Source organism: Roseomonas genomospecies 6 (genome assembly GCF_008365375.1).
Classification (GTDB): domain Bacteria; phylum Pseudomonadota; class Alphaproteobacteria; order Azospirillales; family Azospirillaceae; genus Azospirillum.
The window spans coordinates 87,218-109,172 of the sequence record NZ_QOKW01000011.1; the positions used below are offsets into that span (position 1 = coordinate 87,218).

Consider the following 21,955-nt stretch of genomic DNA (forward strand, 5'->3'; position numbering starts at 1 on the left):
ATGGCCGTGGCTGTGGCCAGGACCGGCTTCCGCGGCTTCGTGGTGTCCACCTTGCTGGTGTGCGCCACGATCGCCTTCACCCTCAGCATCAACTTCGGAGCGTTCCGCCAGAATTATGCCAGCACCCTGATGGCCGCCTATGCGGTCGTCGGCGACAAGGCGGTGGGCAACATCCAGGAGGCTCTGGGCTATGGCAAGCGGCTCGACCGCTTCTATGGGATGGACGCGATCCTGAAGCAGATCACCCTCAATCTGCCCTGGGTCCTGGACGTCAAGGTCGCCATGGCGGATGGGCGCATCGTTCAGACGACCGAGGGCGACGGGGCGGACCGGATGGCCGAATCCACCCGTCGCCGCGCTGCCGCCGAACTGGCGAAGCGGGGCCAATGGTCCGAACACAACGCGGCAAGCGGCACCTATTCCCTCTACATCCCGATCCGCACGCCCGGCGAGCAGGACCTGACGGGTTTCCTGATCATGGAGTCGGACGGCACGCTGGTCGAAGCCCGCGTCGAGGAATTTCTGGATTCGATCCTCCCGTTGCTGCTGTGGACGGGGCTGGGAACGATCGCACTGCTCGGCCTGTCCAGCGCCGCCGTGGCGTGGCTGGCGCGGCGGAAGGCCGGGCAGCGGACGGCTTGGCTGGAACGGAACCGCCGGCGGCTGTCGCTGGCCGCTTTGCTGGCCATGCAGGTCGCAACGAGCGCGGAATATTACTCCATGCTGTCGAACGGGCACATGCTGGCCGCCGAACAGGCGACCCACATCGTCGCCCGCATGGTGCGCAACGACATCCGTTCGATCACCGAGCGCGGCCCCGACTATGAATCGCTGCACGGCATCGACGCCTATTTCGATCGCATCCGCGCGAGCCTGCTCACCGTCCAATCGATCGAGCTGCTGGAGTCCGACCGCAAGCCGACGGTCACTGACGACGCGGACGACGACCTTCCTCTCCTGTCCATTGACGACCTGACGCTGCGCTGGCCGCTGCCGCCGGACCGGAACGATCAATCCCGCGATCTGGTGATCGTCGTCGACGGCGACCGGATCGTCGGCGAGATGTCCGGATTCGGGCTGGACATGGCGACCGTCCTCATCACCTCGATGCTGTTCATGTTCGAGTTGCATCGTGTCCTGGGCGACCGGCAGAAGAGCCGGACCCGGAACGCGATGCCTGGAACCGCGGACTTCGCCCGGTCGATCCGCTTCGCGACGTTCCTGATGTATTTCGGGACTTTCCTGTCGGTGTCCTTCGTGCCGCTGATGATGGGCAGGTTCGACGGCGATCTGTTCGGCCTTTCCCCGTCCCGGGCCGCCGCGGCTCCCCTGACGGCGGAGATGCTGTGCGGAGTCGCCGCGGCGCTGGCCGCCGGGTGGCTGACCGGGCGGTTCGGCTGGCGGGCCGTCGCGCTCGCCGGCTTCTCGGCGGCGGCGGCCGGGAGCGCCCTGGCGGCGGTCGCCGCCGACCCGCTGCCGTTCGTGCTGGCCCGCGGGCTGAGCGGGGCGGGAACCATGGCCGGGCTGATCGCCACGAACGCCCTGATCGGGCGGCTGCGCGCGATGACCGACACGCCGGCCCTGCAATCCGGCATGTTCGCCGGGATGTATGCGGGGGTGAATTGCGGCGCCGTGTCGGGCGCGCTGCTCGCCGCGAGTCAGGGGCCGGTGGCGGTCTTCGCGGCGGGCGCCCTAATCCCGCTGGCCGGGCTGTTCTACACGGCCTTCGGCATCCCCCGCCTGCCGGAGCCCACCCCGCCGACCGCGCATGGCGCGCCTGCGGCGGCTGCCACCCCGTGCGCGGGAGCGGAGCGCCCGCCGCGGCGGATCAAGGTGCCGCTATTCCTGGCGCTGATCTCCCTGCCCACCGCCGTGGCGGCGATGTTCCTGCCCTTCTATCTGCCGCTGTTCATCGCGGACATCGGCCTGTCCTCGTCGACGGTGGGGCGCGCCTACCTGCTGCATGGCCTGTGCGTGATCCTGGCCGGTCCGCTGCTGACGCGGCTGGCGGCGCGGCGCCTGCCGGTTCCGGGTGTGACCCTTCTGTCCGCGGCGATGATCGCCGGGGCGCTGACTCTGTTCGGCTTTCAGGCGTCGCTGTGGACGGCCTTCGGTGCGGTGTTCGTGATCGGGCTGGCGGAGAGCTTCGGCCTGTCCGCCCAGATCCGCCATGTCGAGCTTCTGGCGGCGCGGGAGGCACGGCGGCGCGATTCCGTTCTGGCCCTGCACGTCAACACCCGCAAGCTGGGGCAGGCCGCCGGGCCGCTGCTGTTCGGCACGCTGGCCGCCGCCGTCCCGCTGGGCGCCGGACCGGAGGGGGTCGGCGCGATCGGCGCGCTGCTGGCCGGCAGCCTGCTGCTCTTCGCCCTGCTGACGTGGCGGCGGGCCGTCCCGTCCCACCCGCGGACGGAGGACGGACGATGACCGGCCTGCGCTTCGCCCCCCTGGCCCCGGACGCGCTGAGCGCCGTCCTGGCGCTGCAGCGGGAGGCCTGCGGCCCGCTGATGCACCCGCTCACCGAAGCCGAGCTGTCGGACATGCTGGCCGGGCCGGAGAAGGGGCGCGGCGCGGTGCTGGGAGCGCATGCGGAGGAGCAACCCGGCGGGGGGCTGGCCGCCTTCCTCGCCATCCAGTTTCCGGGACGGTCCGCCCACAATCTGGGCCGCGACTACGGCCTGCCGGACGGGGAACTGGACCGGGCGCTGCATTTCACCGGCGTCCTGGTGCATCCGGCGCGGCGCGGGCAGGGCCTGCACCGGCGCCTGATCGAAACCGCCGCCCGCGACGTCCTGCCGCCGGGCCGGCACCGCTACTGGTTCGCCACCGTCCGGCCCGAGAACACGGCGAGCGTGCGTGGGATGCTGTCGGTCGGCATGCGCGTCTTCGCGCGCAAGCCCAAGCACGACGGGCACGACCGTCTTCTGTTCGTCCGCGACCTCTCCGCCCCGGCCGGCGGCTGACGCTCCTCCCCTTTCCCACTGGCCCCTTGGCCCACCGGAGACCGCCCGATGTCTCAACCCCCTTACCGGCCCCCTTACCGGATTCGCCTGCGCGTGGGAATCGCGCTGGCCTTCCTGATGACGACGGTGCCGCCGATCGCGGTGATGCTCAGCTACCTCTATCACGAGAATTCCCGCACCGCGCTGGAGGTGGCGTCCCAATCCATCGGGCGCACGACCCAGACGGTCACCAACGACCTGCACGGTCTGGTCAGCCCGGTGGCCCGCGTGGCCGAGGCGATGGCCGGATTCGGGCGGATCGACCGCAACGGGCTGCGCCGCATCGAATCGCTGCGCTACTTCTCCGGAGCGCTGGCCACCATGCCGCAGCTCGCCTCGCTCTATGTCGGCTTCGCCGGGGACGGGGCGTTCTTCCAGATGGTCCGGCTGGCGCCCGAAGGCGGACACTTCGGCCCCGCCGACCCGCCCCCCGAGAGCGCGCTAGCCCTGCGCATGCAGGACGCCAGTTCGGGCCGCTTCGCCGATTCCTACTTCTATCTGCGCTCCTGGGGACAGGTGACCGGCGTGGAGCGGGCCGAGGCGACGGAGGACCCGCGCACCGCCCCCTGGTACGAAGCGGCGCACAGGTCCGGGGCGCCGGTGATGTCCGACGCCTTCGTCCTGCCGGCGACCCGGCGCCCTGTGGTCACCGTCTCCTACCGGATGGCCACCGACGACGGCGTGCCCATCGGCGCAATCGGGGCCGATGTGGCGCTCGACGCTCTGGCCGCCCGGCTGGACGCCCTGCGCATCGGGCCGTCCGGGGCCGTCTTCGTGATCGACGGGCACGGACGGGTGATCTGCCACAACCGGGCCGAGCTGCTGGTGGACGACGAGGGAACGGCGACGGCGCTTCACCGCGCGGAGTCCTTCCCCGACCCGGTGCTGGCCGGCGCGGTGGAGCGCCGCAAGGCCGGGGCCGGCGACCGCTTCATCGCACCGCTGGGGCCGCAGGGCCGGGACTACATCGTGGAGTTCGCGACCCTGACCGACGGGGTGGGCGCGGGCTGGACCGTCGGCGTGGCTGTGGAGGTGGACGAGTTCGTCGGCTCCATCCGCAGCGCCACCTACCGCATCGTCGTGATCGGCGGCGGGCTGCTGGCGGTCTCGGTGCTGCTTCTGCTGTGGCTGTCGCACCGGCTGACCCGTCCGATGCGGGACATCGTGGCGGAGACCAACCGCATCCGCCAGTTCGACCTGAACGGCCGCTTCGCCGTCCGCACCCGCGTGCAGGAGGTGGCCGAGCTGGCCGGCGCCGTGGAGACCATGAAGGGCGGCCTGCGCCGCTTCGGCGCCTATGTGCCGAAGGCGCTGGTGCGCGACATCATCGTGACCGGCGACGGCGGCGATCTCGGCGGGGAGACACGCTCCCTCAGCATCCTGTTCAGCGACATCGCGGGCTTCACCGCGACCAGCGAGGCCATGCCGCCGCAGCAGGTGCTCGACCGGCTGACCACCTATTTCGAGCGGATGACCGCCTGCATCCACGGCCATGGCGGCACGGTGGACAAGTTCATCGGCGACGCGATCATGGCCTTCTGGAACGCCCCGCGCCCCGACCCGGACCATGCGGAGCGGGCCTGCCTCGCCGCACTCGGCTGCCTGTCGGTCAACCACGCCATCAACGAGGCCTGCCTCGCCGCCGGAACGCCCCCCATGCCGACCCGCTTCGGCCTGCATCTGGGAGAGGTGGTGGTGGGCAACGTCGGCTCCTCCGACCGCATGCAGTACACCGCGCTCGGCTCCCATGTGAATCTCGCCTCGCGCATCGAGGGGCTGAACAAGGTCTACGGGACCAGCATCCTGGTGACGGGGGCGGTGGAACGCGCCGTGCGCGGGCGCTTCCTGTTCCGGCCCGTCGATCTGGCCGTGCCGTCGGGCCTGTCGGCCCCGATCGAGCTGTTCGAGCTGGTCGGCTCGCTGGACCCCCATTCGGCCTTCGCCCGCCCGTCCGAAACCCACGACCTCTGCCGCCAATGGCATGTCGCGGTGTCGCTCTACCGCAGCCGGCGCTGGTCCGCCGCGCTGGAGCTGCTTCACCCCCTGGCCGACGAGCCGGAGGTGGCGGCGCTGGCCCGGATCTACATCGCGCGCTGTGAACGGCTGATCGCCGACCCGCCCGGCGACGGCTGGGACCCCGCCGAGCATTTCAAGACCAAATAGCCCGAAGAGGACGCGATGACGAACACATGGACGGCGCGGCTTATGGCCGCCTGCACGGGACTGGCGCTGGCGCTCGCCGCCGCCGGGGTGTCCGCGGAGACGGTCATCAAGCTGGCCCACCCCAACCGCAACGACGCCTTCGACAACACCGCCGGAGCGATGGCGATCGTCTTCAAGAACCATGTGGAGATGGCCACCCAGAGGCGCGTGCGCGTGGAGATCTTCCCCGAAGGTCAGATGGGCCGCGACGGTGACGCGGTGAAGCTGGTCCGCCAGGGGACGATCCAGTCCGCGATCTCCTCGGTCGGCGGGGTGGCACCGCTCTACCCGATGCTGGCGGTCATCGACCTGCCCTTCGCCTATTCCTCCGTCGCCAACGCCTACGACGTCTTCGACGGCCCCTTCGGCCAGCGGCTGGCCGAGGAGATCCGACGCAAGGCGGGGCTTGCCGTGCTGGGCTTCGGCGATCCCGGCGGGCTGTTCACCATGACCAACTCCAAGCGCCCGATCCGCATGCCCGAGGACATGAAGGGCCTGAAGATCCGCATCATGGACCTGGAGACGCACCGGATCATGATCGGCAGCCTGGGCGGCACGCCGGTCAACGTCGCGTGGTCGGAGCTGTACAACGCGCTGGGCACCGGCGCGGTCGACGGCCAGATGAACCCCGTGCCGATCGTCCGCTTCGCCCGCTTCGACGAGGTGCAGCGCCACCTGACGCTGAGCAACCACCTGTTTCTCCCCTACATCTGGGTGATGAACACCAAGTTCCTGGACGATCTCGCCCCGAGCGACCGTGCAGCCGTGATGAACGGCGCCCGGCTGGGAGTCGTCGCCAGCCGCGGTCTCAGCCGCCTGATCGAATCCTCCGACCGCGGCCTGCCGCCCCTGGCCCAGCGCATGGAGGTCCACACGCTGACCCCGCGCGAGGCGGAGGCGTTCCGCAAGGTCACCCAGCCCGCGGTGCGCGAGGCCATCGAGCGGCGCTTCGGTGCCGAGGGGGTGGAGATGCTGGCCGCCTTCGAACGCGCGATCCGCGAGGAGCGGACGCCGTAGGGTGTATCCCTGAGTTCAGGTCATCCCATCCGCCGGACCGCTCCCCCCGCCAGAGTGCGCAACTGGCCGGCGGGGCTGCGGTCCGCCTCGCTTTCCGCCCGCTCTCCCGCCGCCGCGATCACCGAGAGGCGCCGCGCCAACGCCCGTTCGGGCGCGCAGACCTCCTCGCACAGCGCCCGCATCTCCGCGATGGAGGGGCGCCATTTCTGCGTCCGGCGCCAGTTCCGCGCCGCCGCGTCGACCGCCCAGGCCGGGAATTCCCCCAGATCCTCCGCCCAGTCGAGCGCGACCAGATGCTCCACCTCCGGCGCGGTTCCCTTGGCCGGGTAATGGCTGAGCAACGCCAGGACCCGGGCCAGGAGATGGTCCGGCGAGGCCGGGGCCAGGATGGAACCGGTCAGCTCGCCGAGCGCGCGCCGCGCCATCTGCGCGTGCTGGCCGGTCACCCCGTCGGGCGGGCTCCAGTCTTCCGTCACCCCGTCGAAGCCGCGGTCGCCGAAGCGCGGGCGGCGCTCCACCTGTCCGGCGGCCAGGATCTCCCGCAGCGGCGCCGGAAGGGCGGTGGTCAGGACGACCCTACGCTCCGCGGCGGGAGCCGTGGGATCGAAGGCGGGCGGCGGACGCGACGGCAAGGGCGTCACGACCGATGGACTCCCATGCGGGGCGGGCCGCGGCTGTGCACTCATGGCGTTTCCTCAGCTCCAGCGTTGCGGGGTGGGGCCGCCGTCGCGGGCGGCCTTCAGCTTCGCCGCGGCGGCCATCCAGGCGCCGAGCTTCAATTCGGGTGCCGGAGCGGCGGGGACAGGCCGTCCGCCGGCGGATGGAGCGGCAGGGCGGATCATCGGCGCCTTTCCGGCGGCGGCGTCCTGCGCCAGCCAGGCTTTCCAGGCGGCTCCGACATCGCGGTAGCGGTAGCCGTGCGCCCGGCAGCGCAGCCGGAAGCCTTCGGCGTGGCGGTCCAGATCGACCCCGGCAAAGCGGGCTTCGGCCCAGGCCCGGTCGCCGGCGTCCGGCGCCCAGTCTTCCGGTACAAAACCGGCCGTTACTGCCTGCGCCGGCCCGCGCGAAGCGTGCGAGTCCGGAGTCTGTTCGGATTCCGGCTGTTCCTGTCGCATCGGCGCACAAGGGGAGTCGGCGGACGCGACATCCTTGGCGACGGGCTGCACAGGGGGCTTTCCGGGAGGCTTTCCGGCGCGGCCCTCCTCCGCCCCGGCCGCCGGAATCGGCCCTTCGCCGGGAACCAGCCGCAGCCGGTACAGGCAGGACAGGCGCCCGCCCGAGGCGGAACGGCGGGCTTCCATTTCGATCACCCCGGATTCGGCGAGGTGGCCGAGGATGCGGTTCACGGTGCTGCGGCTGCGCTTCAGCGCCGCGGCGAGGGTCGCCTGCGACGGCCAGCACTCGCCGCGGGCGTTGGCGTAGGTCGCCAGCGCCGCCAGAACGGCCAGACCGTCGGCGTCGATGGCGGGATGGCCGAGCCACCAGGCCGGGATGCGGCCCCAGCGCCCGGTGTCGGCGGGCGGGCCTTCGTCCGGTGGAATGTTCGTCGGTGCGTCGTCACGGGGTGTCATACGGGGGCTCCGCAAGGCGATGGGAACCGGCTCCGCGGGCAGAAGCGGGCCGGTGGCTTTGCGGATGAGGATTCCCGGCGGCGCGCGGCTCTTCAAACCGCGGGCAAAAGCTCCATAGCCAAGCATGGAGCGGTAGCCCGCGCTCCTGAAGCCCTTGCCCGCGCTCCTGGAGCCTTTGCCCGCCACCCTGGAGCGACAGCCCGCGCCTTGCCGCCGAATCGGAATCCTGGAGTGGAAACCCGCGCCCCTGGAGCGATAGCCCGCGCCCCCGGAATCCCGGCGATGGAGCCATGGGCCGCGGACGCGGCGGGAGGCCATGGAGCTTTTGCCCGCGGTTTGCCGGAGCGATGCCGCTTCGCCATGGAGCGATAGCCCGCGGCTATGGAGCAACAGCCCGCGCTTTTCCCTGCCCCGGTTCCATGCCGGAATTCCGGCGGCGTGCAGCGGATGGAGCTTTTGCTCGCGCCGGTCCCGCACCGTCCGGGGTGGCCCCATGGAGTCCCGACTCGCGGCGGGGAAAGCGCCCATGGAGCGATAGCCCGCGCCTTCGCCCCCGAACCCGCGCAGCGATTCGCGCGGGGAAGGCGGAGTCGCCAGGAATTCCGAAGGAAATCAGAGGCCCGCCGGGGAAGCGCGGGTTATCGCTCCATACCCGCGGGCTATCGCTCCATGGGTGCGGGCAAAGGCTCCATACCGAAGGAGGTCGCCCATCACGAAGCGGTTGTCAGAGCGCGCATCCCGCCGCATGGTCATAACCGGGCAAGGAGGGATTGGATGAGCAAGATCGCGACACCCGGCGCGCTGCAACTGGTGCTGTTCGAACTGGAGGACCGCTCCCAGTCGCACCTGATCGCGCTGTACGATCTGGCGCCGCGCTACGTCTTCGCCTCGCGCGACGGCGGGCGGTCCGCGGAAACCGCGCCCGCGAAGGGCAATTTCGTCGCGTCCATCAAGCGCGAGTTCACCTACCGCGGCAGCACCTTCCACCTGACCATCCAGCCCGCCCGTCTGACCAAGATGGTCAACCGCGACATGGTCAACCGGGACGACGGGGCCGCCCAGGCCGACGGCCAGACCGAGATAGAGTACGAGGTCTTCCCCGCCGAGCGCGAGCAGGTGGTGGAGCATGTGGTTCGCCGCCTCGCCATGGACCGCTCGCGCCTGTCGCTGGGCGGGGAGAACCGCGACAAGGTGCAGATGCGCTTCACCCTCTATGAAATCCAACGGGAGCTGAAGGCGGTCGGCCACACCCTGTCGATCCGCGACATTCGGGAATCGCTGACCATCCTGGCGCGCTCGCGCATCATCATCGGCAAGCCGGCGGAGGGCGTGAAGAAGGGGCGGGGCGCCAACCTGCTGGAATCCACGGCCTTCCCGGTGCTGGCCATCCGCTCCCGCCCCGACCTGATCGGCGATGAGGGCGGCGACGAGGAAACCCACCTGCAATTCAATCCGCTGGTCTCCTCCGCCATCCGGAACCTGGAGTTCAAGCCGGTCAGCTACCAATGGCTGATGCGGCTGAAGAGCCCGGTCTCCCGCTGGCTCTACAACCGTCTGAGCGCCGAGTATGATTACTCGGGGGCGGAGGCGCCGGGCGATCTGGGCGCCAAGGCGATGACCCTGTCCGCGGACGAGATCATCAAGAACAGCGGCATGAATGTGTGGAGCCGCCGCCGCGACACGTTGCGCGCGGTGACCGCCGCCGTGGACGCCCTGGTGGAGGAAGGCATCCTGACCAGCGCGGAAAAGCTCTACGACAAGATCGGCGCCCGCATCGAGGGGATCACCTACGTGATGCTGCCCAGCGCGAAGTTCCTCGCCCAGGTGCGCAAGGCGCAGGCGGTGGAGAGCGCCAACGTGGCGGCCATGCGGGCGATCACCGGCGACGACCGCCGCCCCACCGATTTCGTGCCGGTCACCCCCGCCGCCACGGTGGAAACCCGCGCCCGCCGGGCCAAGCGGTTGACCCAGGAGACTCCTCTGCTGCCGATGGCGGAAGCCGGTTGACCGGAGCCGGTCCCGGCGTCAGCCAGGGTCGGCGGCGGCGTTCAGCGAATCGCGCAAGCGCAGCAGCGCGTCGCGCAGTCCGGCGAGATCCGGCAGCGGGCAGTTCGCCGCCGCGGCGATGTGGTCCGGCAGCGCCGTGGCCCGTTCCCGCAGGGCGGCGCCCTGCGCCGTGAGATGGATGCGCACCAGCCGCTCGTCCGCCGGGTCGCGCGCCCGGGTGACCAGCCCCTGCCCTTCCAGCCGCTTCAGCAGCGGGGTCAGCGTGCCGCTGTCGAGCAGCAGCCGTTCCCCCACCGCCTTCATGGTCTGGCCGTCCTCTTCCCAGAGAAGAAGCATGACCAGATACTGCGGATAGGTCAGTTCCAGCGCGTCCAGCAGGGGGCGGTAGACCCGCGTCATGGCGAGATTCGCCGAATACAGGGCGAAGCAGGCCTGATTGGCGAGAAGAAGCGGGTTTTCGTCGTCGGTGCTCATCGTTCTGGAATTCATGGTTCGGGAATTCCCAGCCAGGGAAACGTCGCAGGCGTGTTGCGCGCGACCCCATAGCGCATGGGGGTATGGCGCGCAACACGCCCGAGACCATGGAACCCTGTTGCGCGCCTCGTTACGCGACCGCGGTGTTCACCGCGATGTTGCCCTTGGTCGCGTGGCTGTAGGGGCAGACCTTGTGCGCGCGGGCCACCAGATCCTCGGCCGCCGCCTTGTCCAGGCCGGGCAGCGACACGGTGAGGTCCACCGCGATGCCGAAGCCTTCGCCGTCGTCGCGCGGGCCGATGCCGACCTGGGCGGTGACCGTCACGTCCGCCGGCACGGCGATCTTGTCGCGGTTGCCCACGAACTTCATGGCGCCGAGGAAGCAGGCCGAATAGCCGGCGGCGAAAAGCTGCTCGGGATTGGTGGCGCCGCCCTTGCCGCCCAATTCCTTCGGGGCGGCCAGCGCCACCGACAGCAGGCCGTCGTCGGTCTCCGCCTTGCCGTCACGCCCGCCGGTGGCCGTCGCCTTGGTCGAGTAGAGGATCTTCATCGCGTGTGCTCCTTCGAACAGATGGATCGTTTCGGATCGGGGATGCGGGTTGCCGCTTGTTGCCGGAAGGAAGCATCACGCAAAATCGAATTGCGCGCAATGAGAATGGTCATGCGCTATCGAATTGCGCGCAATGCATCGCCCGCATGGCGACAGGCACGCGCTTCGCAGGGACGGGCGATCAGGGAAGGCGGTGGTAGGACGCGATGACGCTGCCGTTGCGGCCGCACCAATGGCCGCTGGCGGCTTGGTTGGGCTCCAGGTCGGGGATGGCGATCCCGCCGCCCTCCTCCGCGACGAGGATCAGGCCGCCGCCCTCCGCGTCGGGCGTGCCGACGATCAGGCGCCCGGCGTCGTCCAGCCGCCCGATGCCCGAGACATTGCAGATCCAGCGTCCCGCCGTGGGTTCGGCGCCGCTGACGGTGACGGCCACCGTGCCGTCGCGCAGGGCCATGGCGGCGATGCCGATGAACCCCTCATGGTCGAAACGGCCCACATAGCGTCCGGCGGGGGACGGTGCCGCCGGATCGGTCCGGAAGGACAGGACCGCCACGCGCCCCTCGTAGGCGCGGCGCAGGCAGGAGGCGTCGGCTCCGCAGGAGTCGCGCTCGCGCAGCCACGCCCGCTGGTCGGCCTTCACGGCGGCCCCGGCGGGACCCTCGTCCGGGCTGGCGCCCGACAGGCTTTCCAGCGCGGCGCGGTAGGTCGCGGACAGCCGCTCGTCCAGCGCGGAGAGCGCCGGATCGGCGCAGATCGCCTTCTCCGTGGGCGTGGCGGCCTTCGAGCAGGGGAAACCCGCGGCCATGGCGGCGGACGGCAGGGCCAGAAGGCCGAGGGCGAGCAGCGCTGGGCGGAGCATGCGGTGTCCCGTTCGGTGGTCGGGTTTCGACTCTGCCTTGGTTGCGGAAGACGGTCAACCCGCCCGCCGGGGATCATCCGGCTTGGTGTGTTTCCGGCCCGGTCGGAAAGCGGGACCCTGGGCATCGCAGCGCTGCGGAAGTTCCCGCCGTCACAGCGCTGCGACCATTTCTTTTAACAGCGCTGCGATGATTTGTGTTCTTGAGTGATGATGCCCCATTCTATTCTGGCTTGTGCGCTGCATCATAGTAATGGAAGCCATGCGTTATCGGCGCGTCGTCTTTCCGGACGGCGATGCCATTATATCCAGGCAGGCAACGCCGCTCCTTCGCCGGCATCGCGCAGGCCCCTTCCACGGCCAGCCGCCGACCCCGACGCCCAAGCGGCACTGCCGAAGACATTCCCATCGAACCGCGGCCCCTGATGCCGCCACGAGGACAGCCATGAACGCCGATTCCTTTGCGAACCCCCTGTCGTCCACGGAACTGCGCAACATCCGCCGTCAGGCGGACGCCATGCGGGCGGCCTATCTGCGCAGCCTGTTCCGCCGCCTGGCCGCCGCCTTCAGCCGCCCGGCCACTCCGGCGAACGGCGGGCTGACCGCCGCCCGCTGACGCGGACGGTCCGGCCGCGGCATTTCGCCCGCACATTCCCCTGCACGCGGCCCATTTCGGCAAGATTCGTTAAGATTTTGCCGCGTATCATTTAATGATGATACCTAAAATGGTTGGTCCGGGGCGAGCGGGAAAATGCAGGTTGTAATCGTCGATGACGATCCGGGCACGCTGTTCATCACGAGCGCCGTCATCCGGCGGATCGACGACGCGGAGCCCGTCGGGATGGGCAGCCCGCTGGAGGCCCTGGACTGGCTGGCCCGCAACACGCCCGACCTGATTCTGATGGACAACGTCATGCCGGAGATCGACGGCATGGCGATGCTGGAGCGCATCCGCGCCCAGCGGCATCTCGCTGACGTTCCGGTGGTGATGATCACCGCCGATACGTCGGTGAAGCTCCGGGTGGCCGCCCTTGAAAGCGGCTGCACCGATTTCTTGACCAAACCCATCGTCGTGCCGGAACTGCTGGCCCGCGCGCAGAATCTCCTGAGCCTGCGGCTGGGCCAGCGGATGCTGCGCGATCAGGCCGCCGTGCTGCGCACCCGGGTGGAGGAGGCGACCGCCCAGCTCCGCCGGCAGGCCCAGGAACTGGTGGCCCGCCTCGCCCGCGCCGCGGAATACCGCGATCCGGAAACGGGCCTGCACATCGAGCGGATGGCGAACTACTCGCGCGTCATCGCCGAAAGCCTGGGACTCGACCCCGAGGACTGCGCCCGGCTGGCCGAGGCCGCGCCGATGCACGACATCGGCAAGATCGGCATCCCCGACGCCATTCTGCTGAAGCCCGGCCGGCTGAACGACTGCGAAATGCAGGTGATGCGGCAGCACCCGTCGATCGGCTACGCGGTGCTGCAGGGAAGCGAGCACCCGCTCATCAGCGAAGCCGCGGAGATCGCGTTCGGCCATCACGAGCGGTACGACGGCACCGGCTATCCGAGGGGCCTGCGGGGCGAGGAGATTCCGCTGGCCTGCCGCATCGTCGCCGTCGCCGACGTCTTCGACGCGCTGACCACCACCCGCCCCTACAAGAAGCCTTGGCCGCTCGACATGGCCAAAGCCTACATCGTCGAGCACAGCGGCACCCATTTCGACCCCGCCTGCGTGGACGCCTTCCTGCGCGCCTGGGATTCGGTGTGCGCCATCCACGCCGCACACCCGGAACCGGAGTTCTCCGGGCCGGACAGCGCCGCGTTCCGGTAGGCGGGAGAGCCCCATGCAGGACGCGTCCACCCTCTTTCCGCCGTCGCCGGAGCCTTCGTCGCCCGACCACGCCAACCGGGCCTACGCGCGCCGGTCCAGGGCGTTGGTGTCCGGCGTGTGGGTCGCCGCGCTGCTGCTCGCCGCGGCGGCCTGGGCCGCGGCTCTCTACCTGACCGAGCGCGACCAGCGCGACGCGCTCCAGCGGGCCGCGCGCGACACCGGCAATCTGGCGCACATCATTGCGGAGCAGACCACCCGCGCCATCGCCGGGGCCGACCGCATCCTGTCCTTCATCGGCTACGACCTGCACCGGCTGGGCAGCCAGAGCCCGCTGCTGCGCGACGTGATGCGGAACGCGACGCTGGATTCGGACCTGCTGCTGCAACTCGCCTACGCGGACGGCAAGGGCGACCTGATCCAGACCAGCGTGGACAACGCCCCGGCCAGGGTGAACCTCGCCGACCGCGAGCATTTCCGCGTGCACAAGGAGGGCTCCGTCCAGGGGCTGTTCATCAGCCGCCCGGTCTTCGGGCGGGCCTCCGGCAAATGGTCGATCCAGCTCAGCCGCAAGGTCACCGCCCCGGACGGCGGGTTCGGCGGGATGATCGTCGCCTCGCTGGACCCCTTCTATTTCGGACGCATCTTCGACGATCTCGACGTGGGCCGCGAGGGCATCGTCGCCATCCTGGGGCGCGACGGCATCCTGCGGGCGCGCAGCGTCATGGACGACCGGATCATCGGGCTGGATCTCACCACCTCCACCATCTTCCAGGAGGCCATGGAGCGGACGGACGGCTTCCTGCGCTCCGTCAGCCCCGTCGACGGGGTGGCCCGCCTCAGCAGCTTCCGCCGCCTTCAGAACTATCCGCTGATCGTCATCGCGGGCCTGGGCGAGGCGGAGTTCATGGCGGAGACCCGGGCGCGGCAGCGGGCCTATCTGGTCGGCGCGGGCCTGACAAGCGCCCTGCTGTTCATCCTGGCGACGCTGGTGACGTGGCAGAGCCGCGCGCAGGGACGCGCCCACGCCGCGCTGGACGAGACCGCCCGTCATCTGCGCGGCAGCAAGATGAAGCTGCGCGACATCGCGGAAACGGCGTCGGACTGGTTCTGGGACATGGACGCCGATCTGCGCTTTTCCGGCATGTCCGGGGCCTTCGCCGGATCGATCCGCGATCCCGGTCTGTACCTGGGCCGCCGCTGCGCGGACATCGCCCTGCGCGAGGCGGGCGACGAGGCCCATTGGGAGGAGCACCGCCGCAGCCTGGAGGACCGGCAGCCCTTCCGCGGCTTCGAGTTCGCGGTGCGCGCGCCGGACGGCGGCACCCGCATCTGGTCGCTGAGCGGCAAGCCGGTCTTCGACGAGGCCGGGGCCTTCGCCGGCTACCGCGGTTCCGGTTCCGACGTGACGGAGCGGCGGCAGGCGGAGCGGTCGCTGGCCGACAGCGAGCGGCGCTACCGCGCCATGTTCGCGGCGGTCGGGCAGCCCATCGTCGTCGCCGACCAGGAGGCCGTGATCACCGGCTTCAACCCGGCGGCGGAGGCCCTGTTCGGCGTCCGCGAGGCGGAGATGATCGGGCGGAGCGTCGCCGTCCTGATCCCGGACGGGCAGGCCGACGGCTGCGACCGCCTGTTCCGGCCCCTCCTCTCCGGAGATCGGGACCGGCGGGGCAGCGTGATCCGCGAGCTTTCGGTCCGGCGCGCCGATGGCACGCCGGTGCCCACCGAAATCGCCCTGTCGAGCTGGCTTGCGGGCGGGCGGGAGCATTTCATCGGAGTCTTCCACGACCTGTCCAAGGCCAAGCAGATCGAGGCCGACCTGCGCCGCGCCCGCGACAGCGCCGAACACGCCAACCGGATGAAGAGCGAGTTCCTGGCGACCATCAGCCACGAGATCCGCACGCCCATGAACGGCGTGCTGGGCACGCTGACCCTGCTGGACGGCGAGGGACTGAATCCGGAGGAGCGGCGTCTGGCCGGCGTCGCCCGCCGTTCGGCGGAAAACCTGCTGCGGCTGCTGGACGACATCCTGGACTTCTCCAAGCTGGAAGCCGGGCGGATCGCCATCGAGGAGGAAACCTGCGCGCCCGCCGACCTCGCGGAGGCGGTGATGGCGGTGTTCCAGCCCTCGGCCACGGACAAGGGGCTGTCCCTGTCCTGCCGCATGCTGCCCACCGTTCCGGAGGCGGTGGTCACCGATCCGGCCCGCCTGCGGCAGATCCTGTTCAACCTCGTCGGCAACGCGGTGAAGTTCACCAGCGCCGGCCATGTGGCCGTCCGCGCCCGCCGCGGCGCCGACCTGCCGGACGGGCGGTTCCTGCTGGAGTTCGAGGTGGAGGACACCGGCATCGGCATCGCCGCGGAGTCCATCCCGTCCCTGTTCGACCGCTTCACCCAGGCCGACAGCTCCATCACCCGCCGCTACGGCGGCACCGGGCTGGGGCTGGCGATCTGCCGGGAGCTGTGCGGGCTGCTCGGCGGGACCATCTCCGTCACCAGCGCGCCGGGCAGGGGCAGCCTGTTCCGGTTCTCCGTCGCCTGCGCGCCGGGCGACCCGGCGGTCCTGCGCGGCGCCGAGGCGGACGCGCCGCCCGCCGATCCCCTGCCCCCCTTGCGGGTGCTGGCGGTGGACGACAACGCGGTGAACCGGGACATCGTGCGCGGCCTCCTGATCCGCGGCGGGCACAGCGTGGTCGCCGCGGTGGACGGGGACGAGGCGGTGCGGACCGTGGAGCGGTCGGAGGAGCCCTTCGACGTGGTGCTGATGGACATCCAGATGCCGGGCATGGACGGGCTGACCGCCACCCGGCTGATCCGCGCCCTGCCCGCCCCGCGCAACCGGGTTCCGGTGATCGCGCTGACCGCCCATGCTTCGGGCAGTTCGATTCCGGAATGCATGGCGTCGGGCATGAACGGGTTCGTGCCGAAGCCGCTTCGCCCGTCCGCCCTCGACGCGGCGATCCGCGCGGTCATCGGCAGCGCCGCTCCCGCACCGGTTCCGGCGGCGGCTCCGGTGGCGGCTCCAGCGGCGGATCTGCTCGACCGCGAACAGGTGGACAGCGTGGCCGAAGCGCTGGGGCCGGAGATCTGGCGCGAGGCTCTGGAAGGTTTCGAACACACCGCGCGGGAACAGGTGACGCGGATCGCCGCCGCCCTGACTGCCGGCGAGGAGCATCGTCGGGCCGCCCATACGCTGAAGGGACTGTCCTGGAACGTCGGTGCGAAGCGGTTGGGAGACCTCGCCTTCGCGGTGGAGAAGGCCCCGCCCGAAGAGGCCCTGGCCCTGGCCGGCAGCCTGGAGGATGTGCTGAAGGACAGCGTGGAAGCGCTTTCCGAACCGGTTTGAGGGACTGATCCGTCTGGGTAGTAAGAGCGGTCGCGTTGGGCCCCCACCCAACCCTCCCCCACCTTCGGCGAGGGAGGGCTATTCTCCTTCCCCCGCGAAGTGGGGGAAGGCCGGGATGGGGGCCCGGCGCGAGAACTTCCCCCACAAATCCCAACACCCCCAAACCCTGTCCGGGATGTGCGTTTTCGCACAGGCTCGGGTGGGTGGCGGGGGCACTCTCCAGCCGCGCCGCGAAGCGGTGGCCTGACCGTTCCATCCCGGCAGGCCACCCGACCGCGCCCCGTTTCCTGCGGCATGGAGTGCTCCGACGATGGCTCTGCTCGATGATCTTGTGGTGCAGACCGCCCTGTTTCCGCTGGTTGCCGGCGTGGCCGCGGTCGGCATGGCCCGCGTCGCGGGCGGCCGGTCGCGGGGGCCGCGGCTGGCCGCGGCGGGCGTCGCCGCCGCCTTCCTGGCGGCCTATGCGCTGATCGTCGGGCTGCCGGCCCTGCCGCCGCCCTCCAGCATGGGCCGCCTGTTCTGGAGCGCCGCCGCCGGGCTGCTGATCGGCGTCGGCGCCGATCTGGCCGGGCTGGACCGCCGCCGCGGCACGCTTCTGCTCGGCGCCTGGGTGGCGGTGTCGCTGCTGTGGATCGCCCTGCCGGTGCTTCCGGGCGGCCTGGACACCATCACCGCCGCCGTCCTGCTGCTGGCGGGCGGGTGGATCGCCCTGTCCCGCACCGCCGCGGAAAGCCAGGGTGCGGCCACGCCGGGCGTCGCCCTGATGGCCGCCGCGGTCGCGGTTGGCGGGGTGGCGCTGGCCGGGGCGTCCGCCTCCGTCGCTCAGCTCGCCTTCGCGCTGGCCGCGGCCACCGGCGGCCTGCTGTTGTGGAACTGGCCGGTGGAGCGCCATGGCTGGGGCAACGCCGGTCAGGCGGCGCTGGGCATCCTGGTGCTGCTGGCCGCCACGCTGACCTTCTTCTCCTCCGCCCACGCCGAAGCCCTGCTGCTCGTCCTTCCGGCCTTCTTCGCCGACCGGCTGCGCGACCGCCTGCCTCTGCCGCGGACGGCGGCGGGACGGGCCATGGGCACCGTGGCGCTGACCGTCCTCGCCCTGGTGCCGGCTATCGCCGCCGTGGGCCTCGCCTTCCTTCTGTCCGCCGGTTCCGACGTGTCCGGCTACTGACTCACCTGAATCTCCTCCTTCCTCAGACAAAGGACCCCGATCATGAAGCGTCTTCTCGCCGCCGCCGCCCTGAGCACCGCCCTCGTCGCCCTGCCGCTGACCGCGCAGGCCGCCCCGGTCGCCTACAAGCTGGACCCGGCCCACACGGCGGTGGTGTTCGTCGTCGACCATCTCGGTTTCTCCAAGGCGGTGGGCCGCTTCAACACGGTGGCCGGCGAGCTGTCCTTCGACAAGGACGCCGCGGAGAAGAGCGCTCTGACCGTGTCCATCGACACCGCCAGCGTGGACACCAACCACGCCAAGCGCGACGAGCATCTGAAGTCGCCGGACTTCTTCAACGTGAAGGAGTTCCCGAAGCTGACCTTCAAAAGCACCAAGATCGAGAAGACCGGCGACAAGACCGGCAAGCTGCACGGCGACCTGACCCTGCTGGGCGTCACCAAGCCGGTGATCCTGGACGTCACCTTCAACAAGGACGGCGTCAGCCCGGCCAGCAAGCTGGAGACGGTCGGCTTCTCCGCCCGCGGCACGATCAAGCGGAGCGACTTCGGCATGAAGTACGGCGTGCCGAACGTCGGCGACGACATCCAGCTCATCATCGAATCCGAGGCGGTGAAGGGATAACCCCCGTCCTCAATCCTCCTCCGCCGCCTGCCTGATCCGGTCGCGCAGGCGGCGGGTGTCCAGAAGGACCAGCGCTCCCCGCCGCTTCTCCAGCAGCCCGTCGCGCTCCAGCGCGCTCAGCTCCCGCGAGACCGCCTCGCGCCGGGTGCTGACGCGGGCGGCAAGGTCGGCGTGGGGCGGCGGCGGGGAGACGGTGGCGGTGTGCTCCCCCCGCCCGTCGGGCCGGGCCAATCGCAACAGCTCCGCATAGATGCGGTGGCGCACGTCCAGCGTGTTGAACTCGTTCACCCGCGTGGCGAGCTTCCGGATCTCGCCGGCCAGCAGCACCATCACCTGATCGCAGACGTCGGGGTACCGGTGGATGCAGTCGCGGAACAGCGGCGCGGGCATGCAGGCGACCGTCGCGTTGGTCACGGCGACGATGCCGGCGGAGCGCGCCTTTCCGTCGATGGCCGCCAGCTCCCCGAAGAATTCCCCCGCGGGGATGTCGCGCAGGATCACCTCCCGTCCGGAGATCGCGCGGATCGTCACCCGGACCAGACCGGCGGCGACGACGAAGACGTCGGTCCCGTCATCCTCGAAATCGATGATCCACTGCCCGGCTTCCACCCGGCGCCAGACGCAGCGGTCCTCCAGCGCCCGCAACTCGGCGGGGGAGAGGGAACGGAACAGCGCCGCTCCGGCCAGCGTTTCGGTCCGGCGCTTCATCGACGGTCCTGGATGTCGGGCAGTGGCATGGCGCGGAATGATCTCATAGGATGCCAGGGGACGCCACGCACAAGCCGAGCCAACAGCCCGAGCCCGCCGACCGACATGGACGAACGCCCCATCCGCCGCCCGGAACCGTTCATGAAACGCCGGATCGAACGACCGTTGCGCCTGTTCACCGGCCTGACGCTGTTCACCTTCGTCATCACCCATTTCCTCGCCCACGCCGTCGGCCTGCTGCTTCTGCCGGCGATGGAGGCGGCGCGCCGCACCCTGCTGTGGGTGTGGGACACGCCGCCGGGGCAGGCGCTGCTGGCCTTCTCCTTCGTCACCCACGCCGGTCTGGGGTTGTGGGCGCTGTACCGCCGCCGCCACCTGCGCATGCCCGCCGGAGAGGCGTGGCAGCTCGGGCTCGGCCTGACCATTCCGCTCCTGCTGATCTCCCACGGCATGACAGGGATGTTCGCCGACGATCTGTACGGCGACCCGCTGACCTATCCGCGGGCGATCGTCCTCTATTGGATCACCGCGCCGGAAACCCTGCTGTGGCGGCAGCTCCTGCTGCTGGTGATCGTGTGGATACACGGCTGCATCGGGGTGCGCGGCTGGCTGATGCTGAAACCCTGGTACCGGCGCCGGGCCTCCCTTCTGGGCGCCTTCGCCATGCTGCTGCCGACGCTGGCGATTGCCGGAGTCTTCAACGCCGGCTGGGACGCGGAGCGCCGGGCCGCCGCCGACCCCGCCTTTCTGGAGCAGTTCCAGCCGCCCCCCGCCGGAACGCCGGAGGCGGAGAACCGGGCCGCCCTGGCGGCGCTCAGCGGTGCGGTGTTCAACACCTATGTCCTGCTGCTGGTCGGCACGCTGGGCCTGCGGCAGTTCCGCAACTGGCGGGCGCGGGCGACCAGCCCCGTCCGCATCGTCTATCCCGGCGGGCGCATGGTGACCGTCCCGCGCGGAACCTCCGTCCTTGAGGCGAGCCGGGCCAACGGCATTCCCCACACGGCGCTGTGCGGCGGGCGCGGGCGCTGCTCCACATGCCGCATCCGGGTGACGGAGGGAATGGACGCCCTGCCCCCGCCCAACCCCACGGAGCGCGCGGTGCTGGAGCGGATGAAGGCGCCCGCGTCGGTGCGGCTGGCCTGCCAGCTCCGTCCCGTGGCGCCGCTGTCGGTGACTCCGCTGCTGGCGGCGCGGGACAACGGGCGCACCTTCGCCGTCTCCGCCCCCATGGACAGCGGGCGGGAATTGGCGATCACCGCGCTGTTCGTGGATTTGCGGGGATCGACCTCGCTGGCGGCGGAGCGGCTGCCCTTCGACGCGCTGTTCATCGTCACCCGCTACGTCCAGGTGGTCACCGACGCGATCCGCCGGCATGGCGGCTACGTCATCGCCATTGCGGGCGACGGGGTGATGGGCATGTTCGCCGACGAGGAGGCCCCTGCGGCCGCCGCGGCCAGCGCGTTGCGCGCCACGTCCGACCTGTGGCGGGACATCGAGGTGCTGAGCCGCGACCTTGCGGAGGAGCTGGACCAGCCCTTGGCCTTCGGGGCGGGTCTGCATTCCGGCCTTGCCGTCGTCGGGGCGGTGGCCTGCTCGGAGGACGGGTCGCTCCAGTTCATCGGCGACACCGGCAACGTCGCGGCGCGGCTGGAGGAGATGACCAAAAATCTGGGTGCGACGGTGGTCTTTTCCGACGCGGTGGCGGAGCTGGCAGGTTTCCGGCGGCTGGAGCATCTGGATCGCCGGGACGTGGCGATCCGGGGCCGCGACGGCACGCTGGGGGTGCGGACGGTCAACCGCCTGGAGGACCTGAACAGGGTGTTGAAGGGCGAGGTTCCTGCTTTCCCCACCCCGGCCCTCCCCCGCTGGGCGGGGGAGGGGGAGTCGTGATGGATCAGAGCAGGTGGGCCTGGGTCAGCACCTCGTTGCCGCCGCGCCAGATCATGTCGAGCGCCACGTAGGTGATGATGAGGAGACCGACCCAGCCGATCCAGCGGTGCTTGTGCAGGACATGCGCGATCATGTTGGCCGCGGCCCCCATCAGCACGACGGACAGCAGCAGGCCGATGACCAGGATGGTCGGGTGATCCTTGGCGGCACCGGCCACCGCCAGCACGTTGTCGAGCGACATCGACACGTCCGCCACGATGATCTGCCACACCGCCGCGCCGAAGGTGGTCGTCGCCACCGCCGCGCCGACCGCGGCGTCCCCGGGCCCCGTCGCCGCCAGCGCCTCGTCGGGGGCCACCTCGTCCGCCCCGTGGGAGCGCAGCTCGCGGAACATCTTCCAGCAGACCCACAGCAGCAGGATGCCGCCGGCCAGGGTCAGGCCGATGATGGCGAGAAGCTGGGTGGTGATCAGGGCGAAGAAGATGCGCAGCAGGATCGCCGCGCCGATGCCCCAGAAGATCACCTTGCGGCGCTGCTCCAGGGGCACCGCGGCGGCGGCCATGCCGACCACGATGGCGTTGTCGCCGGCCAGAACGAGGTCGATGGCGATCACCTGCCCAAGGGCGGTGAGCTGCGACCAGAGATCGACGCTTTCCATATCAAAATCTCTTCGAAAGCTGCGGATGGGCTCAGTTGCGGTGTGCGGTCATCTCTTTTCTTGGGGCTTGCG

Annotated in this window: 18 protein-coding genes; 11 read left to right on the forward strand and 7 right to left on the reverse strand. The window is 70.5% G+C overall.

The features are described 5' to 3' along the window. From DS843_RS15455 to DS843_RS15470, 4 genes are read left to right on the forward strand one after another with little or no spacing between them, the layout of a single operon-like run. Nucleotides 1-2,424 carry an MFS transporter gene (locus DS843_RS15455; protein ID WP_149469787.1) on the forward strand — a complete coding sequence of 808 codons (2,424 nt, stop codon included), beginning with the start codon at nt 1-3 and terminating at the stop codon, nt 2,422-2,424. Further along, nucleotides 2,421-2,960, forward strand: coding sequence for a GNAT family N-acetyltransferase (locus tag DS843_RS15460; protein WP_149469788.1), 540 nt, complete (start codon nt 2,421-2,423; stop codon nt 2,958-2,960). Before DS843_RS15455 ends, DS843_RS15460 begins: the two co-directional genes overlap by 4 nt. A 48-nt stretch (nt 2,961-3,008) precedes the next feature. Beyond that, the gene (locus DS843_RS15465) at nt 3,009-5,162 is read left to right on the forward strand and encodes an adenylate/guanylate cyclase domain-containing protein (protein ID WP_149469789.1); all 2,154 of its coding nucleotides are present in this window, start codon (nt 3,009-3,011) and stop codon (nt 5,160-5,162) included. Nucleotides 5,163-5,177: 15 nt separating this feature from the next. After that, nucleotides 5,178-6,218 carry a TRAP transporter substrate-binding protein gene (locus DS843_RS15470; RefSeq protein WP_149469790.1) on the forward strand — a complete coding sequence of 347 codons (1,041 nt, stop codon included), beginning with the start codon at nt 5,178-5,180 and terminating at the stop codon, nt 6,216-6,218. A gap of 20 nt (nt 6,219-6,238) precedes the next feature. Here the strand turns inward: DS843_RS15470 and DS843_RS15475 are convergent, their stop codons facing one another. Continuing rightward, nucleotides 6,239-6,904 (reverse strand): hypothetical protein, encoded by a 666-nt coding sequence (locus DS843_RS15475; RefSeq protein WP_149469791.1) that lies wholly within the window; start codon nt 6,902-6,904, stop codon nt 6,239-6,241. Between the two features lie 9 nt (nt 6,905-6,913). After that, complete coding sequence (locus DS843_RS15480) at nt 6,914-7,789, reverse strand: helix-turn-helix domain-containing protein (protein ID WP_286192120.1); 876 nt, start codon at nt 7,787-7,789, stop codon at nt 6,914-6,916. A 774-nt stretch (nt 7,790-8,563) separates the two neighbouring features. Here DS843_RS15480 and DS843_RS15485 point away from each other — a divergent pair. Next, nucleotides 8,564-9,796, forward strand: coding sequence for a plasmid replication protein (locus tag DS843_RS15485; RefSeq protein ID WP_149469793.1), 1,233 nt, complete (start codon nt 8,564-8,566; stop codon nt 9,794-9,796). An 18-nt stretch (nt 9,797-9,814) separates the two neighbouring features. Here the strand turns inward: DS843_RS15485 and DS843_RS15490 are convergent, their stop codons facing one another. The 3 genes from DS843_RS15490 to DS843_RS15500 all read right to left on the reverse strand — a co-directional run bounded on the left by DS843_RS15490 (nt 9,815) and on the right by DS843_RS15500 (nt 11,679). Beyond that, nucleotides 9,815-10,270 carry a MarR family winged helix-turn-helix transcriptional regulator gene (locus DS843_RS15490; RefSeq protein WP_208852249.1) on the reverse strand — a complete coding sequence of 152 codons (456 nt, stop codon included), beginning with the start codon at nt 10,268-10,270 and terminating at the stop codon, nt 9,815-9,817. A gap of 130 nt (nt 10,271-10,400) precedes the next feature. After that, a complete protein-coding gene (locus DS843_RS15495) occupies nt 10,401-10,820 on the reverse strand; it encodes an organic hydroperoxide resistance protein (RefSeq protein ID WP_149469795.1) in 420 nt (139 codons plus the stop codon). A 181-nt stretch (nt 10,821-11,001) separates the two neighbouring features. Next, a complete protein-coding gene (locus tag DS843_RS15500; RefSeq protein WP_149469796.1) occupies nt 11,002-11,679 on the reverse strand; it encodes a lysozyme inhibitor LprI family protein in 678 nt (225 codons plus the stop codon). A gap of 442 nt (nt 11,680-12,121) precedes the next feature. Here DS843_RS15500 and DS843_RS31215 point away from each other — a divergent pair, with 442 nt between their 5' ends. The 5 genes from DS843_RS31215 to DS843_RS15520 all read left to right on the forward strand — a co-directional run bounded on the left by DS843_RS31215 (nt 12,122) and on the right by DS843_RS15520 (nt 18,627). Further along, a complete protein-coding gene (locus DS843_RS31215; RefSeq protein WP_167525319.1) occupies nt 12,122-12,292 on the forward strand; it encodes an RSP_7527 family protein in 171 nt (56 codons plus the stop codon). Between the two features lie 135 nt (nt 12,293-12,427). Continuing rightward, on the forward strand, nt 12,428-13,495 hold the full coding sequence (locus tag DS843_RS15505; RefSeq protein WP_149469797.1) for an HD domain-containing phosphohydrolase: 1,068 nt from the start codon (nt 12,428-12,430) through the stop codon (nt 13,493-13,495). A gap of 13 nt (nt 13,496-13,508) precedes the next feature. Further along, nucleotides 13,509-16,838 carry a PAS domain S-box protein gene (locus DS843_RS15510; RefSeq protein ID WP_149469798.1) on the forward strand — a complete coding sequence of 1,110 codons (3,330 nt, stop codon included), beginning with the start codon at nt 13,509-13,511 and terminating at the stop codon, nt 16,836-16,838. A gap of 310 nt (nt 16,839-17,148) precedes the next feature. Continuing rightward, complete coding sequence (locus DS843_RS15515; protein WP_149469799.1) at nt 17,149-18,003, forward strand: hypothetical protein; 855 nt, start codon at nt 17,149-17,151, stop codon at nt 18,001-18,003. A 42-nt stretch (nt 18,004-18,045) separates the two neighbouring features. Then, nucleotides 18,046-18,627 (forward strand): YceI family protein, encoded by a 582-nt coding sequence (locus DS843_RS15520; RefSeq protein WP_149469800.1) that lies wholly within the window; start codon nt 18,046-18,048, stop codon nt 18,625-18,627. Between the two features lie 9 nt (nt 18,628-18,636). Here DS843_RS15520 and DS843_RS15525 read toward each other — a convergent pair whose 3' ends face one another. Continuing rightward, the gene (locus tag DS843_RS15525) at nt 18,637-19,335 is read right to left on the reverse strand and encodes a Crp/Fnr family transcriptional regulator (protein ID WP_149469801.1); all 699 of its coding nucleotides are present in this window, start codon (nt 19,333-19,335) and stop codon (nt 18,637-18,639) included. Nucleotides 19,336-19,476: 141 nt separating this feature from the next. Between DS843_RS15525 and DS843_RS15530 the strand changes: the two genes are divergently transcribed. After that, nucleotides 19,477-21,225 carry an adenylate/guanylate cyclase domain-containing protein gene (locus DS843_RS15530; RefSeq protein ID WP_286192121.1) on the forward strand — a complete coding sequence of 583 codons (1,749 nt, stop codon included), beginning with the start codon at nt 19,477-19,479 and terminating at the stop codon, nt 21,223-21,225. Nucleotides 21,226-21,229: 4 nt separating this feature from the next. On the opposite strand, the gene DS843_RS15535 is transcribed toward DS843_RS15530, so the two are convergent. Further along, nucleotides 21,230-21,883: a TerC family protein gene (locus tag DS843_RS15535; protein ID WP_149469802.1), complete on the reverse strand. Its 654-nt coding sequence runs from the start codon at nt 21,881-21,883 to the stop codon at nt 21,230-21,232. Between the last annotated feature and the right edge of the window lie 72 nt (nt 21,884-21,955).